This window comes from Paractinoplanes abujensis (assembly GCF_014204895.1).
GTDB classification, from domain to species: Bacteria; Actinomycetota; Actinomycetes; order Mycobacteriales; family Micromonosporaceae; genus Actinoplanes; species Actinoplanes abujensis.
Genome location: NZ_JACHMF010000001.1, coordinates 5,131,177 through 5,156,928 on the forward strand (window position 1 = coordinate 5,131,177; position 25,752 = coordinate 5,156,928).

Annotated in this window: 26 protein-coding genes, 1 other RNA gene and 1 pseudogene; 10 read left to right on the forward strand and 18 right to left on the reverse strand. The window is 69.8% G+C overall.

Annotated elements, in window-relative coordinates; all coding sequences use genetic code 11:
• Positions 1-3 precede the first annotated feature (3 nt).
• Positions 4-507, forward strand: a complete 504-nt coding sequence (locus BKA14_RS23155) for a hypothetical protein (protein WP_184952981.1) — start codon at positions 4-6, stop codon at positions 505-507.
• Positions 508-563: 56 nt separating this feature from the next.
• The gene (locus BKA14_RS23160) at positions 564-743 is read left to right on the forward strand and encodes a hypothetical protein (RefSeq protein WP_184952982.1); all 180 of its coding nucleotides are present in this window, start codon (positions 564-566) and stop codon (positions 741-743) included.
• On the opposite strand, the gene BKA14_RS23165 is transcribed toward BKA14_RS23160, so the two are convergent.
• Positions 705-3,917 carry an AfsR/SARP family transcriptional regulator gene (locus tag BKA14_RS23165; RefSeq protein ID WP_184952984.1) on the reverse strand — a complete coding sequence of 1,071 codons (3,213 nt, stop codon included), beginning with the start codon at positions 3,915-3,917 and terminating at the stop codon, positions 705-707. The two genes, BKA14_RS23160 and BKA14_RS23165, sit on opposite strands and share 39 nt — an antisense overlap.
• A 101-nt stretch (positions 3,918-4,018) precedes the next feature.
• Here BKA14_RS23165 and BKA14_RS23170 point away from each other — a divergent pair, with 101 nt between their 5' ends.
• Entirely contained in the window at positions 4,019-4,456 is a 438-nt protein-coding gene (locus BKA14_RS23170) for a hypothetical protein (RefSeq protein WP_184952985.1), read from the forward strand.
• Between the two features lie 47 nt (positions 4,457-4,503).
• Here the strand turns inward: BKA14_RS23170 and BKA14_RS23175 are convergent, their stop codons facing one another.
• Positions 4,504-5,139: a hypothetical protein gene (locus BKA14_RS23175; RefSeq protein WP_184952986.1), complete on the reverse strand. Its 636-nt coding sequence runs from the start codon at positions 5,137-5,139 to the stop codon at positions 4,504-4,506.
• Positions 5,140-5,535: 396 nt separating this feature from the next.
• Positions 5,536-5,939, reverse strand: an RNA gene (gene rnpB / locus BKA14_RS23180) — RNase P RNA component class A.
• Between the two features lie 26 nt (positions 5,940-5,965).
• On the opposite strand from rnpB, the gene BKA14_RS23185 reads away from it, so the two are divergent.
• Positions 5,966-6,730: a sulfite exporter TauE/SafE family protein gene (locus tag BKA14_RS23185; protein ID WP_184952987.1), complete on the forward strand. Its 765-nt coding sequence runs from the start codon at positions 5,966-5,968 to the stop codon at positions 6,728-6,730.
• Positions 6,731-6,830: 100 nt separating this feature from the next.
• Positions 6,831-7,430 (forward strand): DEAD/DEAH box helicase family protein, encoded by a 600-nt coding sequence (locus tag BKA14_RS23190; RefSeq protein WP_184952988.1) that lies wholly within the window; start codon positions 6,831-6,833, stop codon positions 7,428-7,430.
• Here BKA14_RS23190 and BKA14_RS23195 read toward each other — a convergent pair.
• From BKA14_RS23195 to BKA14_RS23230, 9 genes and pseudogenes are all read right to left on the reverse strand, one after another.
• Complete coding sequence (locus BKA14_RS23195) at positions 7,396-7,878, reverse strand: hypothetical protein (RefSeq protein WP_184952990.1); 483 nt, start codon at positions 7,876-7,878, stop codon at positions 7,396-7,398. The two genes, BKA14_RS23190 and BKA14_RS23195, sit on opposite strands and share 35 nt — an antisense overlap.
• Before the next feature lie 54 nt (positions 7,879-7,932).
• Complete coding sequence (locus BKA14_RS23200; RefSeq protein ID WP_184952991.1) at positions 7,933-8,550, reverse strand: NUDIX hydrolase; 618 nt, start codon at positions 8,548-8,550, stop codon at positions 7,933-7,935.
• A gap of 145 nt (positions 8,551-8,695) precedes the next feature.
• Positions 8,696-8,914, reverse strand: coding sequence for a DUF2625 family protein (locus BKA14_RS44285; RefSeq protein WP_260416571.1), 219 nt, complete (start codon positions 8,912-8,914; stop codon positions 8,696-8,698).
• A 91-nt stretch (positions 8,915-9,005) separates the two neighbouring features.
• Positions 9,006-9,239, reverse strand: a pseudogene (locus BKA14_RS44290) (DUF2625 family protein); the annotation flags it as partial.
• A gap of 78 nt (positions 9,240-9,317) precedes the next feature.
• Positions 9,318-10,142, reverse strand: a complete 825-nt coding sequence (locus tag BKA14_RS23210) for a carbohydrate ABC transporter permease (protein ID WP_184952992.1) — start codon at positions 10,140-10,142, stop codon at positions 9,318-9,320.
• Complete coding sequence (locus tag BKA14_RS23215) at positions 10,132-11,046, reverse strand: carbohydrate ABC transporter permease (RefSeq protein ID WP_184952993.1); 915 nt, start codon at positions 11,044-11,046, stop codon at positions 10,132-10,134. Before BKA14_RS23215 ends, BKA14_RS23210 begins: the two co-directional genes overlap by 11 nt.
• Positions 11,043-12,281 carry an ABC transporter substrate-binding protein gene (locus BKA14_RS23220; RefSeq protein WP_184952994.1) on the reverse strand — a complete coding sequence of 413 codons (1,239 nt, stop codon included), beginning with the start codon at positions 12,279-12,281 and terminating at the stop codon, positions 11,043-11,045. The genes BKA14_RS23215 and BKA14_RS23220 overlap by 4 nt, the downstream gene beginning before the upstream one ends.
• Before the next feature lie 16 nt (positions 12,282-12,297).
• The gene (locus BKA14_RS23225) at positions 12,298-13,896 is read right to left on the reverse strand and encodes an FAD-dependent oxidoreductase (RefSeq protein ID WP_203722229.1); all 1,599 of its coding nucleotides are present in this window, start codon (positions 13,894-13,896) and stop codon (positions 12,298-12,300) included.
• Complete coding sequence (locus BKA14_RS23230; protein ID WP_239092731.1) at positions 13,889-14,887, reverse strand: LacI family DNA-binding transcriptional regulator; 999 nt, start codon at positions 14,885-14,887, stop codon at positions 13,889-13,891. Before BKA14_RS23230 ends, BKA14_RS23225 begins: the two co-directional genes overlap by 8 nt.
• Positions 14,888-15,080: 193 nt before the next feature.
• Here BKA14_RS23230 and BKA14_RS23235 point away from each other — a divergent pair, with 193 nt between their 5' ends.
• The 3 genes from BKA14_RS23235 (at position 15,081) to BKA14_RS23245 (ending at position 17,699) form a co-directional block, all read left to right on the forward strand.
• Complete coding sequence (locus tag BKA14_RS23235; protein WP_184952995.1) at positions 15,081-16,040, forward strand: glycoside hydrolase family protein; 960 nt, start codon at positions 15,081-15,083, stop codon at positions 16,038-16,040.
• Between the two features lie 31 nt (positions 16,041-16,071).
• Entirely contained in the window at positions 16,072-16,659 is a 588-nt protein-coding gene (locus BKA14_RS23240; RefSeq protein ID WP_184952996.1) for a hypothetical protein, read from the forward strand.
• A gap of 182 nt (positions 16,660-16,841) precedes the next feature.
• Complete coding sequence (locus BKA14_RS23245) at positions 16,842-17,699, forward strand: aminoglycoside phosphotransferase family protein (protein WP_184952997.1); 858 nt, start codon at positions 16,842-16,844, stop codon at positions 17,697-17,699.
• On the opposite strand, the gene BKA14_RS23250 is transcribed toward BKA14_RS23245, so the two are convergent.
• On the reverse strand, positions 17,696-18,841 hold the full coding sequence (locus tag BKA14_RS23250) for an MFS transporter (RefSeq protein ID WP_184952998.1): 1,146 nt from the start codon (positions 18,839-18,841) through the stop codon (positions 17,696-17,698). The genes BKA14_RS23245 and BKA14_RS23250 overlap by 4 nt on opposite strands.
• Positions 18,842-18,868: 27 nt before the next feature.
• Positions 18,869-20,218, reverse strand: coding sequence for a stress response protein (locus BKA14_RS23255; RefSeq protein WP_184952999.1), 1,350 nt, complete (start codon positions 20,216-20,218; stop codon positions 18,869-18,871).
• Between the two features lie 247 nt (positions 20,219-20,465).
• Here BKA14_RS23255 and BKA14_RS23260 point away from each other — a divergent pair, with 247 nt between their 5' ends.
• Entirely contained in the window at positions 20,466-20,879 is a 414-nt protein-coding gene (locus BKA14_RS23260; protein ID WP_184956911.1) for a VOC family protein, read from the forward strand.
• Here the strand turns inward: BKA14_RS23260 and BKA14_RS23265 are convergent.
• From BKA14_RS23265 to BKA14_RS23275, 3 genes are all read right to left on the reverse strand, one after another.
• A complete protein-coding gene (locus BKA14_RS23265) occupies positions 20,876-21,457 on the reverse strand; it encodes a class I SAM-dependent methyltransferase (protein WP_203722225.1) in 582 nt (193 codons plus the stop codon). The two genes, BKA14_RS23260 and BKA14_RS23265, sit on opposite strands and share 4 nt — an antisense overlap.
• A gap of 72 nt (positions 21,458-21,529) precedes the next feature.
• Positions 21,530-23,176 (reverse strand): monocarboxylate uptake permease MctP, encoded by a 1,647-nt coding sequence (gene mctP / locus BKA14_RS23270; protein ID WP_184953001.1) that lies wholly within the window; start codon positions 23,174-23,176, stop codon positions 21,530-21,532.
• Positions 23,177-23,180: 4 nt separating this feature from the next.
• Positions 23,181-23,408 carry a DUF3311 domain-containing protein gene (locus BKA14_RS23275; protein WP_184953002.1) on the reverse strand — a complete coding sequence of 76 codons (228 nt, stop codon included), beginning with the start codon at positions 23,406-23,408 and terminating at the stop codon, positions 23,181-23,183.
• A gap of 203 nt (positions 23,409-23,611) precedes the next feature.
• On the opposite strand from BKA14_RS23275, the gene BKA14_RS23280 reads away from it, so the two are divergent.
• Entirely contained in the window at positions 23,612-24,418 is an 807-nt protein-coding gene (locus BKA14_RS23280) for an SAM-dependent methyltransferase (RefSeq protein ID WP_184953003.1), read from the forward strand.
• 52 nt (positions 24,419-24,470) lie between these two features.
• Here the strand turns inward: BKA14_RS23280 and BKA14_RS23285 are convergent, their stop codons facing one another.
• A complete protein-coding gene (locus BKA14_RS23285) occupies positions 24,471-25,751 on the reverse strand; it encodes a glycoside hydrolase family 18 protein (RefSeq protein WP_184953004.1) in 1,281 nt (426 codons plus the stop codon).
• Between the last annotated feature and the right edge of the window lies 1 nt (position 25,752).

Genomic DNA, 25,752 nt, shown 5'->3' on the forward strand with positions numbered 1-25,752 from the left:
CGGATGGAATTCGTCCTCGACCCGCCGTACGGCATCGGCCCGCTGCGTCTCGGCCTGACCGCCGACGAGGCCCGCACGGCCTTGGCGTTCCTCGGCCCGCTGCCCGCGAACCCGACGGGCGGCCTGATGATCCACAGGCCGAGCGGTCTCAGCCTCGGCGTCGGTTTCGGCGCCGGCCCGACCAGCGGCCGCGTCAACGCGATCGAGGCCGGGCGCCCGGACAGCCCCGGCGACACCGTCACCTTCCGCAACGTCAACCTCTTCGAGCTGCCCGCACTGACCGTCGTCGAGCGCCTCTCCGAACACGCCCGGTGGACGCCGGACGACGACGGCTTCGTCGCCAACGACCTGTTCCTCGCCCTGTGGCGCCCCTTCGCGGCCGACGACGACCCCGACGAGGAAGAGGGCTACTACTTCCAGTCGGTCCTGGTCGCGCGGCCCGGCTACAACGACACCCCGGCCGAGGCCGCAGCGCGCGCCGCCGCCGGCCAGCCCCCGGGTTATTGATCACCGGCCTAAATACAGCCACCGCCGCGCCGAAAGGATCAGCGGAGGTGGCTGCCATGACATGGACCGACCTGATCGAACCCGTCGTCGCCGGCCTGTCGGCGGCGCTCGGCATCTACGCGACGCAGGAAACCCTGACGTCGCTCCGCCGGCGTGGGCTCCTGCCGGAACGCTGGGTCAGATCCCGCACGTTCCTCCTACTGCGCACCCCAGCTGAGGCCGACACCGAGACCTGACGTGTCATCGCTCACCGGCTGCGGGCCGGCGGCCTCGATGATCGCGGTGAGCAGCTCGGGGTCGGTGTGGCGGCCGGACTCGCGTTGCCGGCGCAGGGCCTGCTCGGCCAGCCGGGCCGCCTCGGCGGGGCGGCCCCGATCGCGGCTGATCTCGGCCAGCGCGGCCAGCGCGAAACCTTCCAGGCCGCGATAGCCGTACCGGCGGGCCTCGGCCAGGGCGACGGCCGGATCGGGAGTGTCCGGCGCGGTGGTGCCCGCCCGCCCGGACCGCACCCAGCGGTGCTCGGCCAGGGCCAGCGCGATCGCGTGGGTCAGGGCCGGCGAGCGGGCCTGGGCCGACGCGGTCAGCCGGTACGCGGTCCGGTGGTATTCGATCGCGCGGCCGGGCTCGCCCAGGGCGTCGTGCACCTCGGCCGCCTCGTGCAGCACGACGCCCAGGTCGCGGGCGTCGAGCCCGGCCGGGATGGCCAGCGCCTGCTGCACGTACGGCAGGGCCGTCGCCGCCACCCCGAGCCCGCGCCACGCCGCCGACAGGTTGACCAGGGCGCCGATCCGGCACGAGACGTGACCGACCTCGTCGGCGATGCTCAGGGCCCGGCCGGCCTGGCGCGCGGCCTCGCCGAACTCGCCCCGCAACAGGCTCAGCTCGGCCGTGTTGGTCAGGATGATCGCCTGCCCGATCCGCGAACCCTGCTTCTCGATCACCGCCAGCGCCTGACGGAACAGGTCACCCGCCAGCCTGAGCTCCCCCTGCTCCGCGCGGTAGGCGCCGAGCAGTTGCAGGGTGCGGCCCTCGTGCAACCGGTCGCCCAGTTCGCGGGTGGCGGTCAGCGACGCCTCCAACTGCCGCACCGCCGACCGGAGGTCGCCCAGCTGCCCGTGCAGGGCGGCGGTGGAACCGAGCGCGAGCTGTTCCGCCTCGGGCCAGTGGGCGCGGCGGGCCAGGGCGGCCGCTTCGGCGTACCGGGCCACGCCCGTGGTGAAGTCGCAGCGGCAGTCGGCGATGCGGGCCAGCGCGATCTGGGCCGCCACCTGGCCCCGCAGGTCTTTCCCGAGCCGCGCGGCGCGGGCGCCCGCCTCGGCCACCACGGTCCAGTTGTCCAGGTCGACGCGGGTCCACAGGTAACGGCCCACAGTGTCGGCCAGCTGGGCCACGGTGGCCAGGTGCCCGGGCTCGCCGGTGGCGCGGCAGGCGGCGACCAAGTCGGCTGACTCGTCGGCGAACCAGCTCCGCGCGGCGGCCACGTCCCCGGCGAACGGGTCCCGACCGGCCACCGACGGCAACCGCAGCGCGCCCGGCTGCAGGATCCGGTCCGCGGCGTCCGCGAACTCCCGGTAGTGCTCCAGCAGACGGTGCAGGGCCGCGGCGCGCTCCGGAGCGGGCGCCTTGGTCCGGGTGTACTCGCGGATCAGGTCGTGGAAAGCGAACCGGCCCCCGCCCCGGCGCTGCACGAAATGCGCGTTGACCAAGCGGAACAGGTCCGGTTCGACCGCCTCCGCCGTACTGCCGGCCAGCGCCGCGGCCGCGTCGGCGGTGAAGGTCGGACCGGGCACGACGCCGAGCAGCAGGAGCAGCCGTTGCTGGCCGGCGCTGAGCCCGCGCAGCGACAGGTCGAACGCGGCCAGCACCGCGAGCTCCGGGTTGCCCCGCGCGCGGGCCTCCGCCCGATGCTCCACCAGGTATTCGGTGATCGTCTGGGCCGGGTCCTCGGCCACGTCGGCGGCGGCGATGCAGAGGGCCAGCGGCAGCCGGCTGCACCGCCGGACCAGGGCCCGGGCGGCCGCGGCCTCCATCCGGACGCGTACCGGCCCGGCGATGCGGGCCACGAGACTGAGCGCCTCGTCCTCGGCCAGCGGCTCCAGCACGAGCTGCCGCGCGCCGTGCCGGGCGATCAACCCGGCCAGCCGGTTGCGGCTGGTCACCACGACGGCGTTGCCGGTGCCGCCCGGCAGCAGCGGCACCACCTGCTCGGCCGAAGCGGCGTTGTCCAGGATCATCAGCAGGCGCTTGCCGGACAGCAGCGAACGCAGCAGCGCCGCCGCCTCCTCGATGGCGGCGGGCACCCGGTCCGCCTCGACGCCGAGCGACCACAGCAGCCGGCGCAGGGCGTCGGCGGGTGGCGTGACCGGCTCGGCGCTGAAACCCCGCAGGTCGGCGAAGATCTGCCCGTCCGGGAAGTCGGCGACGGCCCGCTGCGCCCACTCCACAACCAGCGACGTCTTGCCGATGCCGGCCGGGCCGACCACCGCCAGCACCGGCAACCGGCCCGAGATGCGGGCGTCGGCCAAGGCGGCGTCGAGCGTCGTTCCCTCCCGGGTCCGGCCGGTGAAATGCCCCGAACCAGGCGGCAGCTCGGCCGGCCGGGCGACCACCGGCGAGTCCGCCCCGGCCGGGACCGCGGACTGACGGTCCAGGGCCGGATCCTGCCGCAACATCGCCTGATGCAGCTCGGTCAGCTCGGCGCCGGGTTCGATGCCGAGCTCGTCGGCCAGCGCGGCGGCCGTCTGGCGATAGGTGGTGAGCGCGTCGGTCTGCCGTCCGGACCGGTAGAGCGCCAGCATGAGCAGCGCGGCGAAGCGTTCCCGCCAGGGATGCCGCTTGACCAGGCCGCTCAGCTCGCCGATGACCTGAGCCGGGCTGCCGCGGCGCAGGTCCAGCTCGATGCGCTGCTCGACGGCGAGCAGCCAGCGCTCCTCCAGCCGGGCGGCCTCGTCCTCGACCACGGCCGGCGGCCCGACGTCGCCGAAGGCGGGACCGCGGCGCAGCGCCACCGCCTCGGCCAGGGCGGCCCGGGCGGTATCCGGTTCGGCGTCGGCCAGGGCCCGGTCGGCCGCGGCGCACAGAGCCTCGAAATGCCCGACGTCGGTCCACAGGTCGTCCCGGTGCAGCCGGTAACCGGGACGGCCGTTGCCGCTGACCCGGTCCTCGCCGAGGATCCGGCGCAGGCCGTGCACGTACGTGCGCAGGTTGTTGCGGGCGGAACTGGGGGCCTGCGAACTCCACAGGGCCTCGATCAGTTCCCCCGAGGGCACCTCGGCGCCCGGGCGGCAGAGCAACAGGGCGAGCAGGGCGCGTTGTTTGGGCGGACCGGCGGCCACAGCCACACCGTCCACCGTGACCGCTATCTCCCCGAACGCGAGGATGCGGATTTCGGCGAGCTCCGATGAGGACACGCCAGCAAGATAGACGTCCATCGTCGTACGGCGGAACGGTTCACGGCGGCCCGGGACGGCAAATATGCGCTGAATATGCGGGCGGCGCCTACGTTTCCGGCATGCCAACCATGCGCAAGATCGCCGGTACAGCCGCCCTGACTCTCGCGATGACGGGCGGTGCGCTGCTGAGCGGCGTCGGGCCCGCCGCGGCCTGGACGCAGCGGCACTCCTGCGACAAGAGCCTGCACAACTGGACCGAGTACGGCTACCTGAACGCCGGCGTCTCCTGGTCGTCCAACGGCAGCGTCGAGACGAACTTCGAGATGAACTCGAGCAAGGGCCCGATCAAATCGGAGTCGTTCGTGCGCCTGTTCTTCAGCGACGGGCGCACCCAGGACTACAAGTACACCCAGATCGTGGACCGGAGCAACGGCGGTGGCGGGATCACCTACAGCAACCCGGTGAACCACCCCGGCGTCACCAAGCTGATGTTCCACACCTACATCGGGCCCGACAGCAACGTCTGGGGCTGCGAGGAGTGGAAGTACCGTCCGTAGCCCGCTTCGTCGCGGCGGAAGGCAGCGCCTTCCGCCGCGTTCGCGGGTTACTTGCGGATCCCGTCGTAGCGGTAGGGCTTGAAGCCGTCGTTGCGGATGTCCCTCACGTTGATCTTGCGGTGGTTCATGTCGTTGGTGGGGTTGCTCTCCTCGTACACCCAGAAGTCCGCCTTGGTGTCCGCGTCGACCCACTTGTCGAAGAGCACCGCGTGGTCGTCGTAGTGGACCAGGGCGTCGCCGCGGAGCAGGTCGTTCCAGTTGATGACGTGCGAGACCTGGTCCAGCGTCCGGGTCGTTTTGCTCGTCCTGAGCTTCCAGGCCATCGAGACGAAACCGGAGCAGTCCTGGCGGTACCGCTTGCCCTCATTGACGTCCCAGGCGGAAGAGGTGTCGTCGTACGGCACATTGCGGTTGAACCAGTCTTTCGCCCGCGTCATGACGGTGTCCCGCGAAACCGGCTTGCCGTAGCCGGCCGCGGCCAGTTCCACGTCCTCGGCGACGGTGAGCACTTCCTCCTTGCCCTCGCGGACGGCCACGGCCGCGGCGCCGCTTTGACTGCCGGGGTCGCGGGTGGCGATGACCCCGGCGGCCGAGGCGGAAACGGGGACCGAGACAACCGACACGGTGACGGCGGCGGCCGCGATCGCGGCCATCCGGATCCGGCGGTTCGTGGACCTGCGCATCTGTGGCTTTCCTTTCCCGTACGGGGCGATGCCGCGCCGGCATCGACGGAAAGCTATCTGCGGGTCGCACACCATTCGTACATGCGCGGCCAACGGGAAATGTGCAGCCGTAGCACCCGCTGACGATGGTCACCATGCCCCACGCCTCGATTCCGGACGGCCGGAGATTGCGCGGTCATCGGCTGCGTGCCGGTTGCGGCCTGCTCGCGGCGGAGGTGACCGGTAAGGCGGCCTCGAGATGCCGGGCGTCCCCAGAACGCGCGCTCAAGAACGTGTTGTCGGCCGCCGTGGGCCGGGGCTCCGCCGAACGTAGACCGACATTGACCGGCATCGACCAGTGCTGACGTACGAATCAACAGCCAGAGGCCATGACCATTGTCATGACCAGGTGGGCGACGGACGAGTCAGCCTGTACGCCGGATTTTGTCCCGGTGACCGAAGTCGCCGTGGGCGGTCATCCATCTCGGCCGGCCGTTGCCGGCTCGGCTCTTGCGGCCTACCCGCAGGCTCGGGCGAGCAGCCCTCGAACGCCTGCGCCGGCCACCGCCTCGCGGCGGTGGCCTTGCTTGGCCTTGCTCCGGGTGGGGTTTACCTAGCCACCCCGGTCACCCGGGGTGCTGGTGAGCTCTTACCTCACCGTTTCACCCTTACCGGCCCCTGGGGGCCGGCGGTCTGTTCTCTGTGGCACTGTCCCGCGGGTCGCCCCGGGTTGCCGTTAACAACCACCCTGCTCTGCGGAGTCCGGACGTTCCTCGGCGGCACCCCGCGGGGGGCGCCGACGCGACCGCCTGGCCGACTCGTCCGTCGTCCGGTCATTCTACTCATCATGGATTTCGCACACGTCGCCCTGTTGCTGGTGGCCGGGGTCGCGGCCGGGGCGGTCAACGCCATCGCCGGGGGCGGGTCGCTGATCACGTTCCCGAGTTTGATCGCGACGGGGTTGCCGTCGGTGGCGGCGAACGTCACCAATTCCGTCTCGGTCTTCCCCGGGTACGTCTCCAGCGTCGCGGGCAGCCGGGCGGATCTCGCGGGGCAGCGGGCCCGGCTGACCGCGACCCTGCCGGCGGGTGTGCTCGGTGCGGTCGCCGGCTGTGTGTTGCTGCTGGTCACGCCGGCCCGCGCGTTCGAGGTGATCGTGCCGTTCCTGGTGCTCGGGGCGGCCGCGACGCTCGCCTTCCAGCAGCGGCTGCGCGGCCTGGTCGGGCACCCGCGCGCCATGTCCAAGCGGCGGGCCGCGGTCTCGCTGCAGGCTGTGGTGTTCGTCGGCGCGATCTACGGCGGCTATTTCGGTGCCGCGCTGGGCGTCATGTACGTGGCGGCGCTGGCCCTCATCCTGGACGAGCCGCTGAACCGCATCAATGCGCTCAAGAACGTGTTGTCGGCCGCCGTGGGCCTGGTCACGCTGCTGGTTTTCGCGGTTTTCGCCCCGGTCGACTGGGCTGCCGTGGCGATCTTGGCCCCGGCCACGGTCGTCGGCGGTTATGCGGGCGCCAGGCTGGCCCGCCGCCTGCCCTCGCATGTGCTCCGCGCCGTCATCGTCACGTTCGGCACGGCGATCGGGCTGCTCCTGCTGTATCGCGCGCTGACCTGAGCGCCTTACACGATCCGGGGGCACGGCGAGCGTTATCCACACTCCAGGGTTGTCCTCAGCGGCGGGAAATCGGGACGCCTGTTTCGCTACGCTCCGGCGCATGAATCAGCGCGTTCCAACCCTGCTCTTCGTCATCGGGCCCCCGGCCGTGGGCAAGATGACCGTGGGCAACGCGATCGCCGCGCGCACCGGGTTCCGCGTGTTCCACAACCACCTGACGATCGAGCCGGTGCTGCGGTTCTTCGATTTCGGCACGCCGCCGTTCCACCGGCTGGTCGAGAGCTTCCGTGCGGGTGTGCTGGAGGAGGTGGCGGCCAGCGACCTGCCGGGGCTCGTGTTCACGTACGTCTGGGCCTTCGATCATCCGGGTGACGCCGAGGCCGTGTCGAAGTACGCCGAGCCGTTCGTCAGGCGCGGTGGCCGGGTGCTGTTCCTCGAGCTCGAGGCGTCGCAGGAGGCCCGGCTGAAACGTAACGCGGGCGCGGACAGGCTGGCCGAGAAGGCCTCGAAGCGCGACCTCGGCCGTTCCCGGCTGCATCTGCTCGAGGCCGACGATCGTTACCGGCTCAACTCGACGACGGAGTTCGCGGGCCGTGACGACCATCTGCGCGTCGACAACACCGATCTGACGCCCGGCGAGGTGGCCGATCTCGCGGTCGAGCGGCTCAGTCTGCCTGGAAGGAGCGCTCGGCAAAGCTGACCCCACCGCGTTCGTCCGAGGTCAGACCCTTCCCCCGTACGAGTTGGGGAGCGCTCCGCAAATGCTGGCGGAACCCCCGCGCGCGCAGGTGGAAGCCGAAGTTGTGCCCCTCCACGTGCCACGACGGCTCGGGGTGCTGGTCGGGCGGGTCGACGCGGTGGATGTCGGCGATCTCCAGTTGCTCGAAGAGCGGCCCGAACTCCCCGCTGATCCCCCACGCGCCGTCGAAGACGAGCGTCGCCGGGGCGACCCAGCAGGCCGAGTCGGCCCAGTGCACGATGTAGTCCAGGTCGATCATCAGCCGCACTTGGGGCAGCGCTCCGTCGGCGCTGTGCTCGGCCAGGCTCAGCCCGTGGATGCGGCAGTCGTGCCAGCCCATCACCGGGTAGTCCGCGTCGGTCCAGGTCGCCTTGGCCGGCGCCGGCGGCGGTTGCAGGGCTGCGGTCATCGGCTCAGTATCGGCCTGCCGCATCCGCTATTCCGACATTTCGCCCGTGTCGTATTAGTCCGAAATCCTTCTCAGGAACCGGCGGAAGTGCGGATCGAACCGGTCCGGGTCGGCGGCCACCAGCTCATCCCGCGCCCACCATCGCACGCCGCGAAACTCGCCCTCGTCCACGGCGAGCTTCTGAGCCCGGTCGCACGGCAGCACGTACCAGAGGCTTACATCGGTATGCCCCGAGTCGATCCCGACCGTACGGGTGACCGTGAGAAACACCGGCTCCTCCGGCACCCCCGTGCCGTCGAGCCCCAGCTCCTCACCGACTTCCCGTACGGCAGTCAGCCACGGATCCTCATCCGGCTCGACATGCCCGCCGGGCGGCAGCCACAGCCCCGCGTTCACATGATCAACCAGCAGGATCGCGCCGTCCCGAGGATCAACCGGCACCACGTACGACACCAGGTGCCGATCAGGCGTAGCCGGCTTGACCCGGCGAAACACGTCATCGGTGCCGCCCAGCCAGTCGAGTACCAGCCGCCGGTGCTCACCCTCCAGCGCGTCCCCCGGCTCCAGCCGGCCCACCACAGAATGCACAACCGCCACCGACGCCCGCATCCGTGCATGCTCCCAGAGCCCGGTCCAACCGGCCCGTTCGGCCGCCAGGGTATACACCGTCATGGGTTACGCCGCCGGCCACATTCACCGCGGTGCGGCATCCAGGCAGCCGTGAAGGATGCCGGACCCCCACCCGCCTGGAGTCAACGCAGACCTGACCGGCGGACATCGCCATGCTCGGCCGTGGATCGGCGCGGCCCTCGATCGGTCAGAGGAAGCCGGGCTGACGGGCCGCGTCCCGATGAAGCGAAACCAGCTCAGCCAGCGGGATCGGCTTACGAGACGCTGCCGAGAGATCCTTGCCTCCTCTGGTCCAGGGCGGTGGCCGAGCGCTGATCCCCTGATTCAACGCGACGCCGGCCACCTCCGCCTCCCACCCAGGCCACCGCAGACCCGCACAGAACCCGGTCAGCGCACCGGTAAGCATGGCCTCGAGCCACAGGCTCTGCCGGCAACCACGCGAACTGCCCGCCCATCACGTCGAACGCGACGATCAGACGACCAGCCTCGGGAACCATTTCGGCTGCTGCATCCGGCAACCCGTCACACCCACCGCCGAGCACTCGCAGCCAACCGTGATCGATCACCAGCCCACCGCTGCCGGCGACCACTGCCCCGAGCCACGACCTGGTCGAAACCTCCAGGGCCGCCAGGCAGGCGGCAGCCCGCTGGGGATCGGCCGCCAGAATTTCCACCGGATACGGAGCTACCGCCGCCAACGCCGAGATCTCAGACCATGCAGACTGCTCCACCGCGTCAGCCTCGCAGGAGGATCAACGATGCGACGCTCAGGGTCCGGCTGGACTGTCACTAGGCACCAGGTGCGTCCGTCAGCCTTTCAGGCCGGTGTGGGCCAGGCCTTCGATGAACTGGCGCTGGGCGATGACGAAGACGATCAGGACGGGGATGGCGGTCATGGAGGCCGCTGACAGTTGGACGTTCCAGAGCTGGCCCTGGTAGGCGTCGGTGAACTGGGTCAGGGCCTGAGGCAGCGTGTATTTCGCCTGGGAGGAGATGTAGACGACCGGCTCCAGGTACAGGTTCCAGCTGTGCAGGAACGTGAAGATGGCGACCGCGCCCAGGGCGGGGCGGGCCAGCGGCAGGGCGATGCGGCGGAAAATGGCGGGCCGGCCCAGGCCGTCCATGCGGGCGGCCTCTTCCAGTTCGCCGGGCAGGGTGATGAAGAACTGCCGCATGATGAACGTGGCCAGCACGCTGGGCGGGCCCAGCATGGGCACCAGGATCAGCGGCCAGTGGGTGTCGACCAGGCCCAGGCTGTTGAAGATGCGGAACAGCGGGACGATCGTCACCTCGCTCGGGATGAGCAGGCCGACCAGTACGACCAGGAACAGCACGTTCTGACCGGGGAAGCGGATGCGGGCGAAGGCGTAGCCGGCCATCGAGGCCACGACCAGCGTGCCCGCGGTGACCACCACGGCGATGTAGGCGCTGTTCCAGTACTGCTGGGCGAAGGGCTGCATCTCGAAGACCTGACGCCACGGTTCCAGGCTCCACGAGGACGGGAGCAGCGACGGGGAGAAGATCTCGGCGTTCGGTTTGAAGGAACTCGTGATCATCCACCAGGTCGGGAACACGAACGGCACGCACAGGACGAGCAGGGTCCCGTACAGGAAAAGCTTGGTCTTAATGCTCATGGAAGACCCACCTTTTGCGCATCTGCCATTGCAGGACGGTCAGCGCGAGCACGATCAGGAACAGCAGCACGGAGAGCGTGGCGCCGTAGCCGAAGGCGTGGAATTGGAACGCCTGCTGGTACAGGTAGTAGACGAGAACCGTGGTGGACGTGCCGGGGCCGCCCTGGGTGAGGACGCTGATCTGCGCGAAGACCTGCAGCGAGCCGACCACGGTGATGATGGAGGTGAGCAGAACGGTCGGGCTGATCAGCGGCAGCGTGATGCGGCGGAAAATGGTCCACGGGCTGGCGCCGTCGGTGCGGGCGGCCTCGTACAGGTCCTGGGGAACGCCTTGCAGAGCCGCGAGGAAAAGCACCATGTTGAGGCCGACGTTCTTGAAGACCTGCACGATGACGACGGCGGCCATGGCCGTTCCGCCGGAGCGCAGCCAATTGGGGCCGTCGATGCCGATCGTGTCCAGCAGACCGTTGATGCCGCCGTTGTCCTGCAGCAGGAAACCCCACACGATCGTCCACGCGAGCAGCGACACGACGACCGGGGAGAAGAACAGCACGCGGAAAACCGTGGTGCCGCGCAGTTTCTGGTTGAGCAGGACGGCCAGCAGCAAAGCCAGCGCGAGGTTGAGGACGACCAGCCCGATCGAGAAGAAAGCGGTCGCGCGCAGAACGGCGGGCACGTTCGGGTCGTCGGCGAGCTTCCGGTAGTTCTCGGCGCCGACGAAGGTGAACGTGTCGGCCAGCACGTTCCATTCGTGCAGGCTGTACCAGACCACCAGCACCAGCGGCACGAAGACGAACGCCAGCGAGCCGAGCAGGGCGGGCGTGATGAAGACGTACGCGGTCAGTTGATCACGCCGCCGCGTGGTCCAGAAGCGGCGGCGGATCAACGCGGAGCCAACGGTCATTTGGCGAGCAGCGGGTTGATGGCGGTGCAGACACCCTTCAGCACACCGGGGATGTCGGCGCCGGGCTTCCACAGCGGATCCAGACCGGCCCGTACGGCCTGGTTGAGCTCGGCGCTGCCGGTGTGGCTGGGCTTGACGACACCGTCGGCGATCCCGTCGATCACCACGTTCTGCAGCTGGTCGGGCTTGAGCAGCGGGTTGGCCTTGGCCAGGGTCGCCGCGTCGAGCTGGGACTGCCGCGGCGGCGGGAAGAACTGGGCCAGCTTCGCGCTGTTGGCGGGGCTGGTGAAGAACGTGACGAACTCGGCCGCGGCCGCCGCGTGCTTGCCTTTCTTGAGCACGCCGAGACCGCCCTGGCCGATCACCGAGTACTCACCGGCGGGGCCGGCCGGCAGCGGGACCAGCGTCCAGCCGAAGCCGCCCTCTTTGAGCAGCGACGTCCGGGAGATCTGGGCGATCGTCATGGCCGATTCGCCGGCGAAGAAGTCCGCGGCCACGCCGGGAGCGGGCAACGCCTTGCCGGTGAAGATCGCCTTGTGCAGGAACGTCATGGCGTCGATCATCGGCTGCTGATCGAAGCCGCAGGTCTTGCCGTCCGCGGTCCACGCCTCGGCGTCCCAGCCGCGGAACACGGTGGCCAGGTTGGTCCAGTCCTTGTAGTCGAAGTCGCGGATCACCAGGCCCTGCTTGCCCGTCTTGGCGGCGACGGTGCCGGCCGCGGTGATCACGTTCTCCCACGTCCACTCGGCAGGCAGCGTGACCCCGGCCTTCTTGAGCAGGTCGGTGTTGACGAAGACCCCGAACGGCGAGGTCGAGAACGGGTACGCCATCAGCTTGCCGTCCTGTTTCCACAGGGCGGTGGCCGCGGGCGCCAGGTCGGCCACGTTCTCGATGCTGTCGTCGAGCGGCTCGAGCGCACCCGACGCGACGAAGTCGGGCGCGGAGCCCTCCAGGATCCAGGCGATGTCGGGGGCGTTCCCGCCGGCGATCTGCGTGGTGACCGTGGTTGTGTAGTTGTCGATCGGCAATGCGTCGAACTTGACGGTGACGTCGGGGTGGGTCGCCTTGTACTCGGCCGCGATCGCGTCGAACAGCTGCACGTGGGCCGGGTTGGCCGACCACGTGGTCATGCGCAGCGTGATCGGGCCGTCGGACCCGGCGTCGTCACCACCACCGCAGGCGGTGAGCGAACCGAGCAGGGCGGCCACGGCTATTCCGGACAGAAGTCGTCTCACGGGGATGCTCCTTATCTCAATAACCGCTGATGTCGGGCCAGTGCAGCTCGACGCCGTCGGCGCTCAGGTGGGCTTGGAAATCGGCGAGCAGGTCGGGGGTGTTGCGGACGGCCCGTGGCGCGACGGCGCGGTCGAGGCAGAACGCGGCCAGCGCGCCGGCCACCTCCCCCGCGTTCCACTCGACCGGGTGCAACCGGTACGAGCCGTTGGTGATGTGGGTCGTGCCGATGTTCTTGCCGGCGGGCAGCAGGTTCTCCACGCGCTGCGGGATGAGGGCCCCGAGCGGGATCTCGAACGGGCAGCTGGCCACGTCGATGTAGTTGTCGCCGCCGGTGGAGGGGTGCAGATCGATGCGGTACATGCCGACTCCGACCGCATCGGCGTACGGGACGGCACCCTTGTCGCCTCTGATCTGCAGGGACAGGTCCTGCTCGACGACCGTGTACTCGGCCCGGATCCGGCGGCTTTCCCGCACGTACGGGGCCATGGCGAGACCGTCGGCGCTGCCGGTGACGTCGCCGCGCAGGCGCAGCCCGGGCCAGCCGGTGCCGCCGTCGGGGCGCGGAGCCTCGGTCTGCAGCCAGTAGAGCACCGAGAACGACAGCTCGCGGGCCTTGCGCTCGACGCTCGCGGGGTCGGGCGCGTCGACGTACGGCTGCTCGAAGTAGTCGATCATCGGCCAGTTCACCAGGCAGATGTCGCTCGGGTAGAGGCCGCCCGTGAAGTTGCGGCGCGCGGCGATGCGCCGGAACGTCCACAGGTTGCCGTCGCCGGGGTTGACCCGCTGGTCGGCGTCGACGAGCCACGGGTCGTCGTCCGGGTTCGGGGTGAACGACCGCGTCGAGAGTTGCAGCGTACGGGGGTTCGGGGTCTGCCAAGAGAGCATCCGCGCACCCCAGAACCCGGGCTGGTAGTCGCGCCAGAACCCGTACGCGGAAGGCTTGTCGACGGTGTGATCGCCGTCGACGTGATCCACCGCGAAGCACACCGAGAGCGCCTGCATGTTGGCCGGGTTCGCGGTGCCGGGGGCGTTGGGCTCGCCGGTCTCGGCCTGCGACTCGGCCCCGGTCACGTATTCGGTGCCGGTCATCGGCAACAGCTCGCCGGTCTCGGTCGCGTCCAGGATGTACGGCGCCGACAGCACGTAGTCGTCGCCGTGGTGGCGGACCGTCACGGCCGTCACCCGGTCACCGTCGGTCTCGGCGGCAGTCGGCACGGCCGGTTGCAGGACGGTCAGCCGACCCGATCCCCGGTACGGGGCCAGCATCGCGTCGATCACGGCCACGGCGACCCGCGGCTCGTGGCAGAGGCGGCTGACGTGCCCGGCGCCGGGGTTGAGGTCACGGGTGCGGCGGGCCCGGTCGGTGAGCGGATAGTGGGCGCGGTAGTAGTCACGGATGCCGTCACGCAGGGCGCGGTAGCTCGCGGTGATGCCGAAGCGCTCGACCCAGCTGTGCTCGTCCGGCGGCACGGCCTGGCTGGTCAGCTGCCCGCCGAGCCACGCGTGCTCCTCGGTCAGCAGCACCGTCCGGCCCGCCCGCAGCGCCGCCAGGGCCGCCGCCACTCCGCCCAGGCCGCCCCCGACGACCAGGACATCCGCCCGCAGTTCAGGCACGGGCCACCGCCAGGGTCGCGCCGGCCACGGGCTCGCAGGGCAGCAGCCGCTGGTGGTCGCCGCCCGCACCCTCGAGGATCGCCGACAGCACCTCGACGGCCTGCCAGCCCATTTCGCGCCGCGGGATCCGATAACCCGTGAAGTCGAGATCCGTGCTGGCGGGCCGGGTGGGGTCGCCCAGGGCCACGAAGGACAGATCGTCCGGTACGCGCAGACCCTGCTTGACGGCCTCGTCGGCGAGCAGGGCGCCGTCGGCGAACTCCTCGGCGAACACCGCGGTCACTTGTTCCGTGATCAACTGGCTTAGCACCTCTTTGCCCGGTTTGACATGTATTCCGGCTACCCCCGCGCGCGCTACGGCGTCGGTGAAGCCGCGGAAGCGGTCGGCGTGCGACTCGGGCCCGCCACCCTCCCCCACGTACGCGATCTTGCGATGGCCCAGCTCGACGGCCCGGCGGACCTGGGCCGCGGTGGCCGCCGGATAGTCGGCGCCGACGTAGGGCACCGGACCGCCGGCGTCGTCGCGCCGGCCCACGCTGACGAACGGCTGACCCTCCGCGATCAGCCGGGCCAGCTCTTCGGGGTCGAGCCAGCGGCCCAGCAGGATGCAGCCGTCGGCCAGCCGCAGCCGGTTGTCCTGCGAGAAGATCCGGCGCCGGCCGTCGACGACCGACGCGCTGGTGAACAGCAGCAGGTCGCAACCGATGCGCTCGGCGCACTCCTCGATGCCGACCAGGAACGGGTGGTAGAAGTCGCCCAGCCCGGCCGGGAACACCGGCTCGTAGGTGAAGACACCGAGGAAACGGTTGCGCTGAGCGGCCAGGCGGCGGGCGATCGGGTCGGCCACATAACCCGTACGCCGGATGGCCGCGAGCACCTTCTCCCGCGTCTCGGGCGCAATCCGGACGGCGGCGTCGTCGCGCTCGTTGAGCACGATCGAGACGGTCGTCTGACTGACGCCGGTCATCCGGGCGATGTCCTGCTGCGTCACCCGCCTGCTGCTGGATGGCACGTCGGAGTCTCCTCTGTTACGCCGCTAATACGCATTAACAAACGTGAACCGATCGTGGGCCACGCTCTCCGTGATCGTCAAGGAAATGCCTGTACTAATACCTATTAGCGCCTTGACCGAGGTTGTTAACGATGGCGAAACTTCGGGGCATCCCCTACCTGGAGGTCACCTCGTGGACCGACGATCCCTGCTCCGAGGCACTGCCGGTTTGGCTGGAATTGCCGGACTCGGCGCCTTCCCCGGCTCAGCCCAGGCCGGACCGGCCGGCATGCCCACCTACACCTATCTGCGCGACGCGCTCAAGACACCGCTGCGCTACAACCCGACCGGGGAGTTCATCTTCCCGTGCATCCGCGGCGTCTACGACAAGATCAGCGGCGCCCGCAGCCGCTACTACCTCTACTACGCGCCGCACGAGAAGCCGGGCGGCATCTGCGTGGCCGGGGCCGACTCGCTCAACGGGCCCTTCGCCGAGTACACGAACAACCCGATCATCGACAACGTGCTGCCCAGCACGACCGTCTCGCACGTGTCCTCACCCCACGTGACGTGGGACAACGCCACCAGGCAGTTCTTCCTCTACTTCCACGGCGAGAACACCACGACCCGCGTCGCGCGCTCCTCCGACGGCCTGACCTTCCGCGACGAGACCCCGATTCTGAGCACGCGGCTGGTCCCCGGCCTGACCGAGACCTCGTACGCCCGGGTCTTCGAGCACGTGCTGCCCGGACGCGGCAACAAATACACGATGGTCTACATGGGTGTGCTCGGCGGCAGACGGCGCATCTATCACGGCTGGTCGCCGAACGGCTGGGACGGCTGGCAGTTCGCGCAGACGGCCCTGGTCAACCCCGAACCGGACGGGCTGACCGACATCTCGGGGCCGTCGCTGGTGTTCCGCAACGGCACGGTCTACGTCGCCTACCACGGCAACGACGGCAAGATGCGGCTCACCGAGGTCGGTCCGTCGTTCGACCGGGAGAACCACCTGGGCGTCTTCTACTCCCCCGCCGCCTCCGACAACGGCCGCGCGGCGGCGCCCTCGTTCGGCACCGACGGCGGGGTGCAATACATGTTCTACGAGGCCGGGCCGCGGCTGAACGCCCGCATCTGCATCGCCCGCGCCGCCTGATCTGGTTGCCTCGCGGGGCTACCGTCGGTTCATGGCTCCCGTCTCGTACCCGCGCGCCCTGGCGTTGGCCGCCCTCCAAGCAGCCCTGAGCGGAAGCTGGATCGCCGCCGGCGAACTCACCCCGGCCCGGCGGCGACTGGCCCGCCTCGGTGCGGTCGCCGTGACGACCGGCATCGGCTACGTCATCTCCCCGCCGTCGTCGAGCTCGGCGGAGACACCTGACTCGCCGGTCACGCTGCGGCTGGTCGCGCCCGGCTCCGCGAACGCTCTGGGGGTCGCGGCCCCGGAACTGGCCGGGTCGCCCGACGCCGCGCACCCGACCGGCGACCGCGCCCCGCAGGCCGCTGCCGGGCCATCGCACGGCCTGCTCGACGCGTCCGAGATGCTCGACATCAAAGTCCCGTTCGACAAGCGCAAAGCCGTCCTCGGCGCGGCCGTCGTGGCCCTCTCGGCCGGGGCGATCGCCGGCCGCCGCCAGCTGGAGAAGCGGTGGCTGGCCCGCCTGACCGGCCACGGCCACCCCCACCCGACCCGCGGCCTGGCCGTACGGATGGCCGCCGTCGAATTCGCCGGCCAGTTCGCGCTGCAACTCGCCGACCGCCGGCGGAACCGCGCCTGAGGCCTGCTTTTGTGGAAGCGCGGAGGGCTGCTGGGCGCACAACGCTGGCCGTCGCCCTGCGGCGCCGCTGCACCGGCGGACCGCGCCCGACCAGCCGCCGGCGATGCCCTCGGCCTCCACTCATCGGGATGCGGTCCCGTTCGACCGTGCGTCCTACGGCAAACTCCGTGGAGGACCGGGCGATGAAAACATTGACGCGCAACGTCGTGGAGAACTGGGGCGCGGACGGGGAGCGGTGGCTGTCGGGGTTGCCCGCGCTTGTTGACGAAGTGGCGGCGGAATGGGACGTACGGGTCCTGGAGACCTACCCGATGACGTTTCACTGGGTGGCCGCGGCCGTTCGTGCGGATGGCACCCCGGCGGTTCTCAAGCTGGGTGTGCCGGACGGGCATCTCGACGCCGAGGCGGAAGCGCTGCGGATATTCGACGGGCAGGGGGCCGTACGGCTGCTGGCCGAGAACGCCGCCAAAGGCGCACTTCTCGTCGAACGTGCCGACCCGGGGACGACATTGACGGTCGCCGACGAGGCCGCGCTGGTCGAAGTGGGTCACCGCCTTCACCGCGTACCGGCGGAGAATCGCCATCTGCCGCACCTACGCACGCTGCGCGGGGGTTTCGAGCGGTATCGCGAGGGGCCGATTCCGCGGCGCATGGTGGATCGGGCGGCCGAACTGTTCGACGACCTCTGCGCCGGCGCGCCGCGGGAAACAGTTCTGCACGGGGACCTGCATCACGGCAATGTGCTGCGCGGACGCGACGGGGAATGGCTGGCCATCGACCCGCACGGATGGGTGGGCGATCCCGGCTACGACGGCGGCGCGATGCTCTACAACCCGGATCCGGAACGGCGTGAACCGGAACTTCTCGCGCTCGTCCCGCGCCGGATCGACATGCTCACGGCGTACGAGGAACGGGAAAGGGTCATCGCCTGGGGCTACGTCATGGGTGTGCTGGCGGAACTGTGGACAGTGGAGGCTTCCGGTCAAGCTCGCAGCCGGGCCCTCGACGTGGCGCGCCGGCTGGAACCTTTGCTGGATTAGCGGCGCAGCACTGTCGCGCCCAGCGTCATGACGACCATGAGCCCGACAATGACGCCGAACGATACGGTCAGCGACGACACGTGGGCGATTCCGCCGATGATCCCGGGGGCGATCAGACCGCTTCCGTACGCGATCCCGGCCACCCCGGCAATGCTGCGCCCCGGGTGTTCGCTGCTGCGCCCGGCCGCCGCGAACACCAGCGGCACCACCACCGCGATCCCGATGCCGAGCAGGCCGAACCCGGCGATGACCAGCACGACCTGATCGACCAGCACGACCAGCAGCGCGCCGGCCGTGGCCAGCGCGCCGCTGATCCGCACGGTCCTGACCGGGCCCAGTTTCTGCACGACCCGGTCCCCGCCGAACCGGGCGACCGCCATGCACACCGAGAAGATCGACACGGTGGCGGCGGCGGTCGCTGCGGGGTGGTGCAGCAGGTCCCGGACGTAGACGGCGGCCCAGTCGAGGCTGGCCCCCTCGGCGAAGACGGCGCACAAGCCGATCAGGCCGATCGGCAGCACGGCCCGGCTGGGCAGGGCGAACGCCGGCGGCTCGGCCAGCGTCGGGGCGGGCCGGTGCGGCACGATCCCCCAGGAGGCGGCCAGCACGACGACGACCAGCACGGCCACCGTGATCGCGAAGTGGACCGGCGCGCCCAGCCCCTCGCGGGCCGCGAACGCCGCCACGGCCGAGCCGCCCAGCCCGCCGACGCTCCACCAGCCGTGGAAACCGGACATGACGGACCGCCCGTACCGCTCCTCGACCAGGACGGCGTGCGCGTTCATGGCCACGTCGGCCAGCCCGGCGGCGGCTCCGTAGCCCACCAGCGAGACGCAGAGCAGCCACAACGAGGTGGGCAGCGACGGCAGCATCAGCGCGGCGACCCAGGCCAGCATCAGGACCCGTACGAGGGAACGCAGGTCGAACCGGTGCACGAGCCGCCCCGACAGCGGCATCGCCAGCAGCGCCCCCACCCCCGGCATGAGCAGCGCGACCCCCAACCCGCCGGGCCCGACCCCGACATGGTCGGCGATCCACGGCACCCGCGCCGCGAACGTCCCCGTCACCGCCCCGTGCGCCGCGAAAACCGCCGACGTGGCCACCCGCGCCCGCCGCAACCCGGCCACCTCAGTACTGATCACGTTCCTGACAGTAGGCGAAGCGGCACCCTACGAGGGGCCCGCCTCGGGCCCGTCCTGCGACGAGATGGCCGTCGACACCAACGCCGGCGAAACGGGCTCCGCCACTACCTCCTCGGGCGACCGGAGACGCGGTGGCGCCTGCATCCACGGCTTGAGATTCTGCAGAACCTGCTGATAGAAATCGTCGACGGCGTCGAGCACCGAGTCGATGAACGACCCGCGCCCGGTCCCCCTCTTCGTGCCGGCCGTGGAGTTCGCGGCCACGCGGAAGGCTTTCAGCTCCTTCGCCGGGTCACTGATCAAAAGACCAGGATTTTCCCGTACGGCCTTGAGCAGCTCGGCATTTCCGGGACCACGCGAATAGGCCGCGAACGATTCGAGCCGCACACTCTCGGGCGCCTGCTTCAGCTGCCGCACCAACCAGTTCACCCGCGTCGTGGGCCGGCCTTCGCGAGGCGCGTCGACGTCGACGTGGCAGGTAATTTTCGCCGCCCGCACATCAGCCGTGATGTAGAGCGCACCGACCGCGCCGGGAATCCGAAGGCCCGCAGTCATGGCGCCGGTCGAGGTCAACTGAGCCACCAGGGCCTGCGTCCGGACCGCTGGTTCGGCCAATTCCCGGCGGGTGAGGGCGGGAACGATTTCAGTGCCCAGGCCTCGGCCGAGTTTGAGACCGGCGTACCGCACGAGCGCGTCGAATCGCCCGACCACGTCGGCCGCCGCGGCATCATTGGCGCGCAACGTGCCCGCGCCGACCGACTCCCGGAGGGTCACCCAGTTCGGACCCATGTCGCTGAACTCGAGGGCCCCCGATTTCGGGTGCTCCAGATATCGGATCAGCTCGCCCAGCACCCACGCCTGGTCCGGATCCGCGACGCCGCGATACTCCTTTTGCATCACCGCGGTGGTGAGGACCTCCGACCAGGGCAGGTGATGCAGAGCGACCTTCTTGAGGCGTCGTTTGTCGACCGCCGTCGGGTGCTGGCCGGGTACGGGCGGAATCTGGTTCGAGATGGTGATGACCGCATCGAAGCCCTGCTCGCGGGCGACATCGAGATAGTTCTCGAGCTGGTCGGCCTTCAGGTCGTTGCTGCCGGTTTTGACTTCGACCAGCGCGGTCCACTCCCGTTGACCGCGGGACACGCGAATGAGCCCGTCCGGGAAGACCTTCGCGTCCCCGAGTTTGAACGGCACCTCGATATACGTCTGGACGGCGCCGGCCGGAGCGCCCAGTGGTTGCGTCAAGGCCCGGCCGAATTCCCGGACCGCGCACATCACCGCCAGAAGCGCCGACGTGGCCCGCCGCTCCTGCTCGTCGGCGCCGTTGATGCCCGACGTAGGAATGAGTCGCGCGGCCAGCCAGGTGTCTTCACTCATCAGTCACCCCCTGTCATGAAACGTGCACGAAGGCTACGCCCGGTAACGCCTCGCGATCGGATCGAACGACGCGTCGATCAGTCACGGAATTCGACCGTCCGTCCACTGACGACAAGCTGTTAGCTGGGCTTTTCCGGATCCGGGGGCGAGTGCCGATCGGACTCCGGCATTCGGAATGCAGAAATACGGGGCTGCGGGGTCGCGTACGGGTGGGAATGTCGGTTGAATGACCGGAGGCCGGTTAGTGATGGGAATGGGGGCTGTTGTGCCGCTTCGGAGTCGGAAGCAATGGTGGGGCGTGACGTTGGACGCGCCGGACGGGGTGGCACTGGGGCGGTTTTATTCGCGGCTGCTCGACTGGAAGTTCTATCCGGCCGACAACGGGCTCGGCGGGGCCGTCGCGCCGTCCGAGCAGGCCGGGTTCAATCTGGGGTTTCAGACCGAGGAGCATTATGTGCGGCCGGTGTGGCCCGCCGAGCCGGGAAAGCCGCAGATGAGCATGCACCTGGAGATCGAAGTGGACGATCTGGAGGCGGCCGTGGCGCACGCGGTGGGTGTGGGCGCCACCGTGGCCGAATTTCAGCCGCAGAAGACGGTGCGCGTGATGCTCGACCCGGCGGGACATCCGTTCTGTTTGTATCTGGACGAGAGCGAGCTCTAGGCGAAGGTGAACAGCTGAAGGCCGGGCACGAACGGTTCGGGCGGCCGGCGCAGGCGGTGCAGCCCGACCCGGAAACGGGCGTCCGGCGGTTCGTGGAAGGCGAGCTCGTCGAAACCGTTCCCGGCGAAGACGTCGCGCACCTCGGCGGCCCCGGAACCGGCGCGGGTCCACACGACCGTGCCGCCGGGGGCGAGCAGCGTGGGCAGGGCCTCGATGGTGCGGCGCGTGTCGGCGTACGGGATGTTGCCGAAGACGCCGCAGGCGAGCAGGACGTCGGCGGGGGCCACGGCGGCGTACGGGTCGGTCATGCCCGCGTCGCCCGTCACCACCGTGACGCCCTCGGGGGCCGACTGCCGGGCGCGTCCGGCCAGCAGCGGATCCCACTCGACCAGCACGGCCCGGGAACCGGCGGGCAGTAACGGCAGGATGTCGCGGCCGTCGCCGGCGCACATGCTGATCACGCGGCGGGGGCGGTCGAGCAGTGGGCGCAGGCAGTCCTGCACCACCGCGAGCCGCCGGGCCAGCGACGAGCCGGGGATGTCGTACTCGTCGTGCCAGCGCACCCAGTCCCGTGTCACGCGAGTCATTGAACACGAAGACGCCGCGCCCGGACGAGGGACGCGGCGTCTCCTAGGAGCGGGCCAGGTCTGCTAGGTGGACGACGTGTGGTCGACGGTCGCGGCCACGTCCCGGTCGATGCGGGGGTCGCCCTCGTCGGCGAAGTAGTCGTCCCGGGTGGTGCCGTCCACGCCGTCCGGGGTCTTGGCCGCCCGCAGGATCAGCGTCACGATCACCGCGACCAGCAGGTTCAGGATCACGGTGACGAAGCCGACGTAGATCGTGCGCTTGGTGTCGAAGCCGAAGTCGGACAGCGGGAACGCCGAGCCGCCGAAGTGGGCCCGGCCGGTGGCCGCGTTCGGGATCTGCCACAGCATCCACATCGACAGGCCCATGCCGACGGCCCAGCCCGCGATCAGCCCGCCGCGGTGCAGCCAGCGGGTGAACAGGCCGAGCGCCACCGCGGGCGCGGTCTGCAGGATGATGATGCCGCCGATCAACTGCAGGTCGATGGAGAACTGCGGGTCGAGGAAGACGATGCAGGCGACCGCGCCGACCTTCACCACCAGCGAGGTGATCTTCGAGACGCGCGCCTCCTGGGCCGGCGACGCGTCCTTGCGCAGGTACTCCTTGTAGATGTTGCGGGTGAACAGGTTGGCCGCGGCGATCGACATGATCGCGGCCGGCACCAGCGCGCCGATGCCGATCGCGGCGAACGCGACACCCGCGAACCACGCCGGGAACTGCATGTCGAAGAGCAGCGGCACGACGGTGTTGCTGTCCACCTTGCCGGTCGCGGGGTCGGTGATCGGCTTGACGCCGGAGGCGATGGCCGCGTAGCCGAGCAGCGCGAGCAGGCCGAGCAGGAAGCTGTAGGCGGGCAGGGCCGACATGTTCCGCTTGATCACGTTGCGGTTCTTGCTGGCCAGCACGCCGGTGATGCTGTGCGGGTAGAGGAACAGCGCCAGCGCCGATCCGAGGGCCAGCGTGATGTATTGGACCTGGTTGTTGGCATTGAGCGTGATGCCGTCGCCGGGCGCCGGTGACGCGTCGAACTTGGCCTGGGCCGCGTCGAAGATGCTGCCCCAGCCGCCCAGCTTGTAGGGCAGGTAGATGACCGCGACCAGGATCACGATGTAGATCAGCGTGTCCTTGACGAAGGCGATCAGCGCCGGGGCGCGCAGTCCCGACTGATACGTGTACGCGGCGAGGATCGCGAACGCGATGATGATCGGCGCGTGCCGGGCGATCACGCTCTCGCCGGTCACGCCCATCGTCTTGAGCACGGCCTCGATGCCCACGAGCTGCAGGGCGATGTACGGCATGGTGGCGACGATGCCCGTGATGGCGACCAGCAGGGCCAGCGTGGGCGAGCCGAACCTCGTACGGACGAAGTCGGCCGGGGTGACGAAGCCGTGCCGGTGGGAAACCGACCAGAGCCGGATCAGGATCAGGAAGAACAGCGGGTAGATGACGATCGTGTACGGGACCGCGAAGAACCCGGCCGCGCCGGCGCCGAAGATCAGGGCGGGCACGGCGACGAACGTGTACGCCGTGTAGAGGTCGCCACCGACCAGGAACCAGGTGATCCATCCGCCGAAGCTGCGGCCGCCCAGGCCCCACTCGTCGAGGTGCTCCATGTTCTGCGGCGCCCGCCACCGCGCCGCGACGAAGCCCATGCCGCTGACCAGCAGGAAGAGGAGGGTGAAGACGACGATCTCGGTGACGTGGTCGCTCATCGGGTCACCTCTTCTTCGTCATCTGGTAGATGAGCGAGGTCGTGGCCACGCCGACGAGGATGAAGAGGAACTGCAGCCAGTAGAAGGCCGGGAAACCCCACAACCGGGGCGAGTCGTGATTGAACAAAGGGGTCAGCACGGGCAGCACGATGGGGATGACCAGCAGCCAGTTCCACGGGCTGCGATCGCTGCGGGCTGCGGGCACTGCTTTCGGCGTCTCGGGCTCCGCCATCAGCCGTACCTCCTGGTAACTGTGGAGACGGTCACAGTCACGCTAACGACACACGCCCGTTACAAGCGATCATCGTGCGCCGAGCGGTTTACGACCTGCGCCCAACGGCGATCGGCGAGGATCGCCACGGCTCGATGCCCGTACGGCCGTGGACGGTACGATCACCGCACCACTGAGGACGCGTACGGGTGAGAGGTTGTCGCATGGCTCAGGAGCCGGTCGTCCACGAGGGCGGACACGCGCTGGACATGAACGTTCCGCAAACGGCCCGGATCTGGAACTACCTGCTCGGCGGCAAGGACAACTTCGCCGCCGACCGGGCCGTGGGTGACCAGATCATCGCGAACCTGCCGCACCTGGCGGAGTACGCCCGGCTGTCCCGCAAATACCTGGCCCGGGCGGTGCGCTACCTGGCCACCGACGGCGGCATCTCGCAGTTCCTCGACGTCGGCACGGGCCTGCCCACCGCCGACAACACCCATGAGGTGGCCCAGACGGTCGCCCCGCGGTCGCGCATCGTCTACGTCGACAACGACCCGCTGGTGCTGACCCACGCCCGCGCGCTGCTGACCAGCAGCCCCGAGGGGGCCACCGACTACGTCGACGCCGATCTGCGCGACCCGGCCGCGATCCTGGCCGCGGCGGCGACCACGCTCGACCTCGACCAGCCGGTGGCGCTCATGGTCATGGGCATCCTGGGGCACATCGAGAGCGACGACGAGGCCCGTTCGATCATCGACCAGTTCATGTCGGCCCTGGCCCCCGGCAGCTACCTCGCCATGTACGACGGCGCCGACACCAACCCCGACGTGGTCGAGGCCACCCGCATCTGGAACGTCTCGGCCAACCCGAAATACCACCTGCGCAGCCCCGAGCGGATCGCCGGGCTGTTCGCGGGGCTGGAACTGGTCGAGCCGGGCGTCGTGCCGGTGACCCGGTGGAAGCCCGACGCGGAGGCCGCAGCCGCCCCCGAGATCGCCCAGTACTGCGCGGTCGGCCGCAAGCCCTGACCGTCCCGCGGTGGTGCGGCGCGCCGTCCGGCCCGCCGCACCACCGACGGCCCTACGGGGTCCAGAGACCCGTCGACACGGCCTTGGTCAGGGAGGCGTTGGTGTCGTCGCCGTCGAGCGACCACATCATGGCGCCACCCAGGCCCTTGGCCCGGATGTAGAGCGTCTTTTGCAGCATCATGGCCGGGTCGTCGTACGTCCAGAAGGTCGTGCCGTCGAACAGCCAGGAGTGACCCGACTTGAGGTCACGGTAGACCTTGAAGCCGGGCAGCGACTTGACCGTCTTGTAGTCCTCGGTGCCGGCCGCGAACGTGCCCGGGGCGGGGCCGGTGGCCGGGGCGAACAGGCCGTTGCCGGGCGCGGTGACGCCGGTCCAGCCCTGGCTGTAGTAGGGCAGGCCGAGCACCAGCTTCTTGCGCGGGGCGCCGACCGAGATCCACTTGTTGATCGCTACCTCGGACGAGAAGTCGGGGTTGTCGGGCGCACCCTTCGGCACGAAGATCGCGGACTGCTGGTTGGTGCGGGCCTCCCACGAGCCGTGGAAGTCGTAGCCCTGCACCGTGGCGAAGTCGAGGTACTTGAAGATCTTGCCCTCGAAGCCGGCGTCGACCTTGACCGGCGAGGCGGGCAGGAACGCGGTCAGGTCGTAGTGCTTCTTGGTCGAGCGCGACAACGCGTCCAGCTGCTTGCGGAACTCCGCGGTGAGCAGCGTGAAGTTCTGCTTGTCCTCGGGCCGGATGATGTTGCCGACCTCGCCCGCCGAGCCCGGCCACTCCCAGTCCAGGTCGATGCCGTCGAGGATGCCGGCCGCCACGCCGGGGGTCAGCCCGGGCAGGTTGCCCTTGATCCACAGGTCGACGCAGGAGGAGACGAGCTTCTGACGCGAGGCGTCGGTCAGCGCCGCGTCGGAGAAGTACTTCGAGCCGGACCAGCCGCCGAGCGAGATCAGCACGCGCAGCTTCGGGTTCTTGGCCTTGAGTTCCTTGAGCTGGTTGAGGTTGCCCGCGATCGGCTGACCCTCGACGTCGGCGACGCCGTCGACGCTGTTCTCGGCCGAGAACGGGGTCTGCCAGTCGGCCCAGGCGTCAGCCGAGGCGCAGAGCCCGTCCGCGGTGACCGGGCCGAAAGCGTAATTGATGTGGGTCAGGCGGCTCGCGGCGCCGGATTTCTGCACCTTGGCCAGCTGGAAGTCGCGGCCGTAAATGCCCCACTGGGTGAAGTAGCCGACCTTGACGTACGGCTTGATCGTCGCCTGTGCGGGTGTCGCGGCAAACGTCGACGCCACCGCGGCCACGGCCGCCACGGCGACGGCACGCCGGGTGAAAACGCGCATA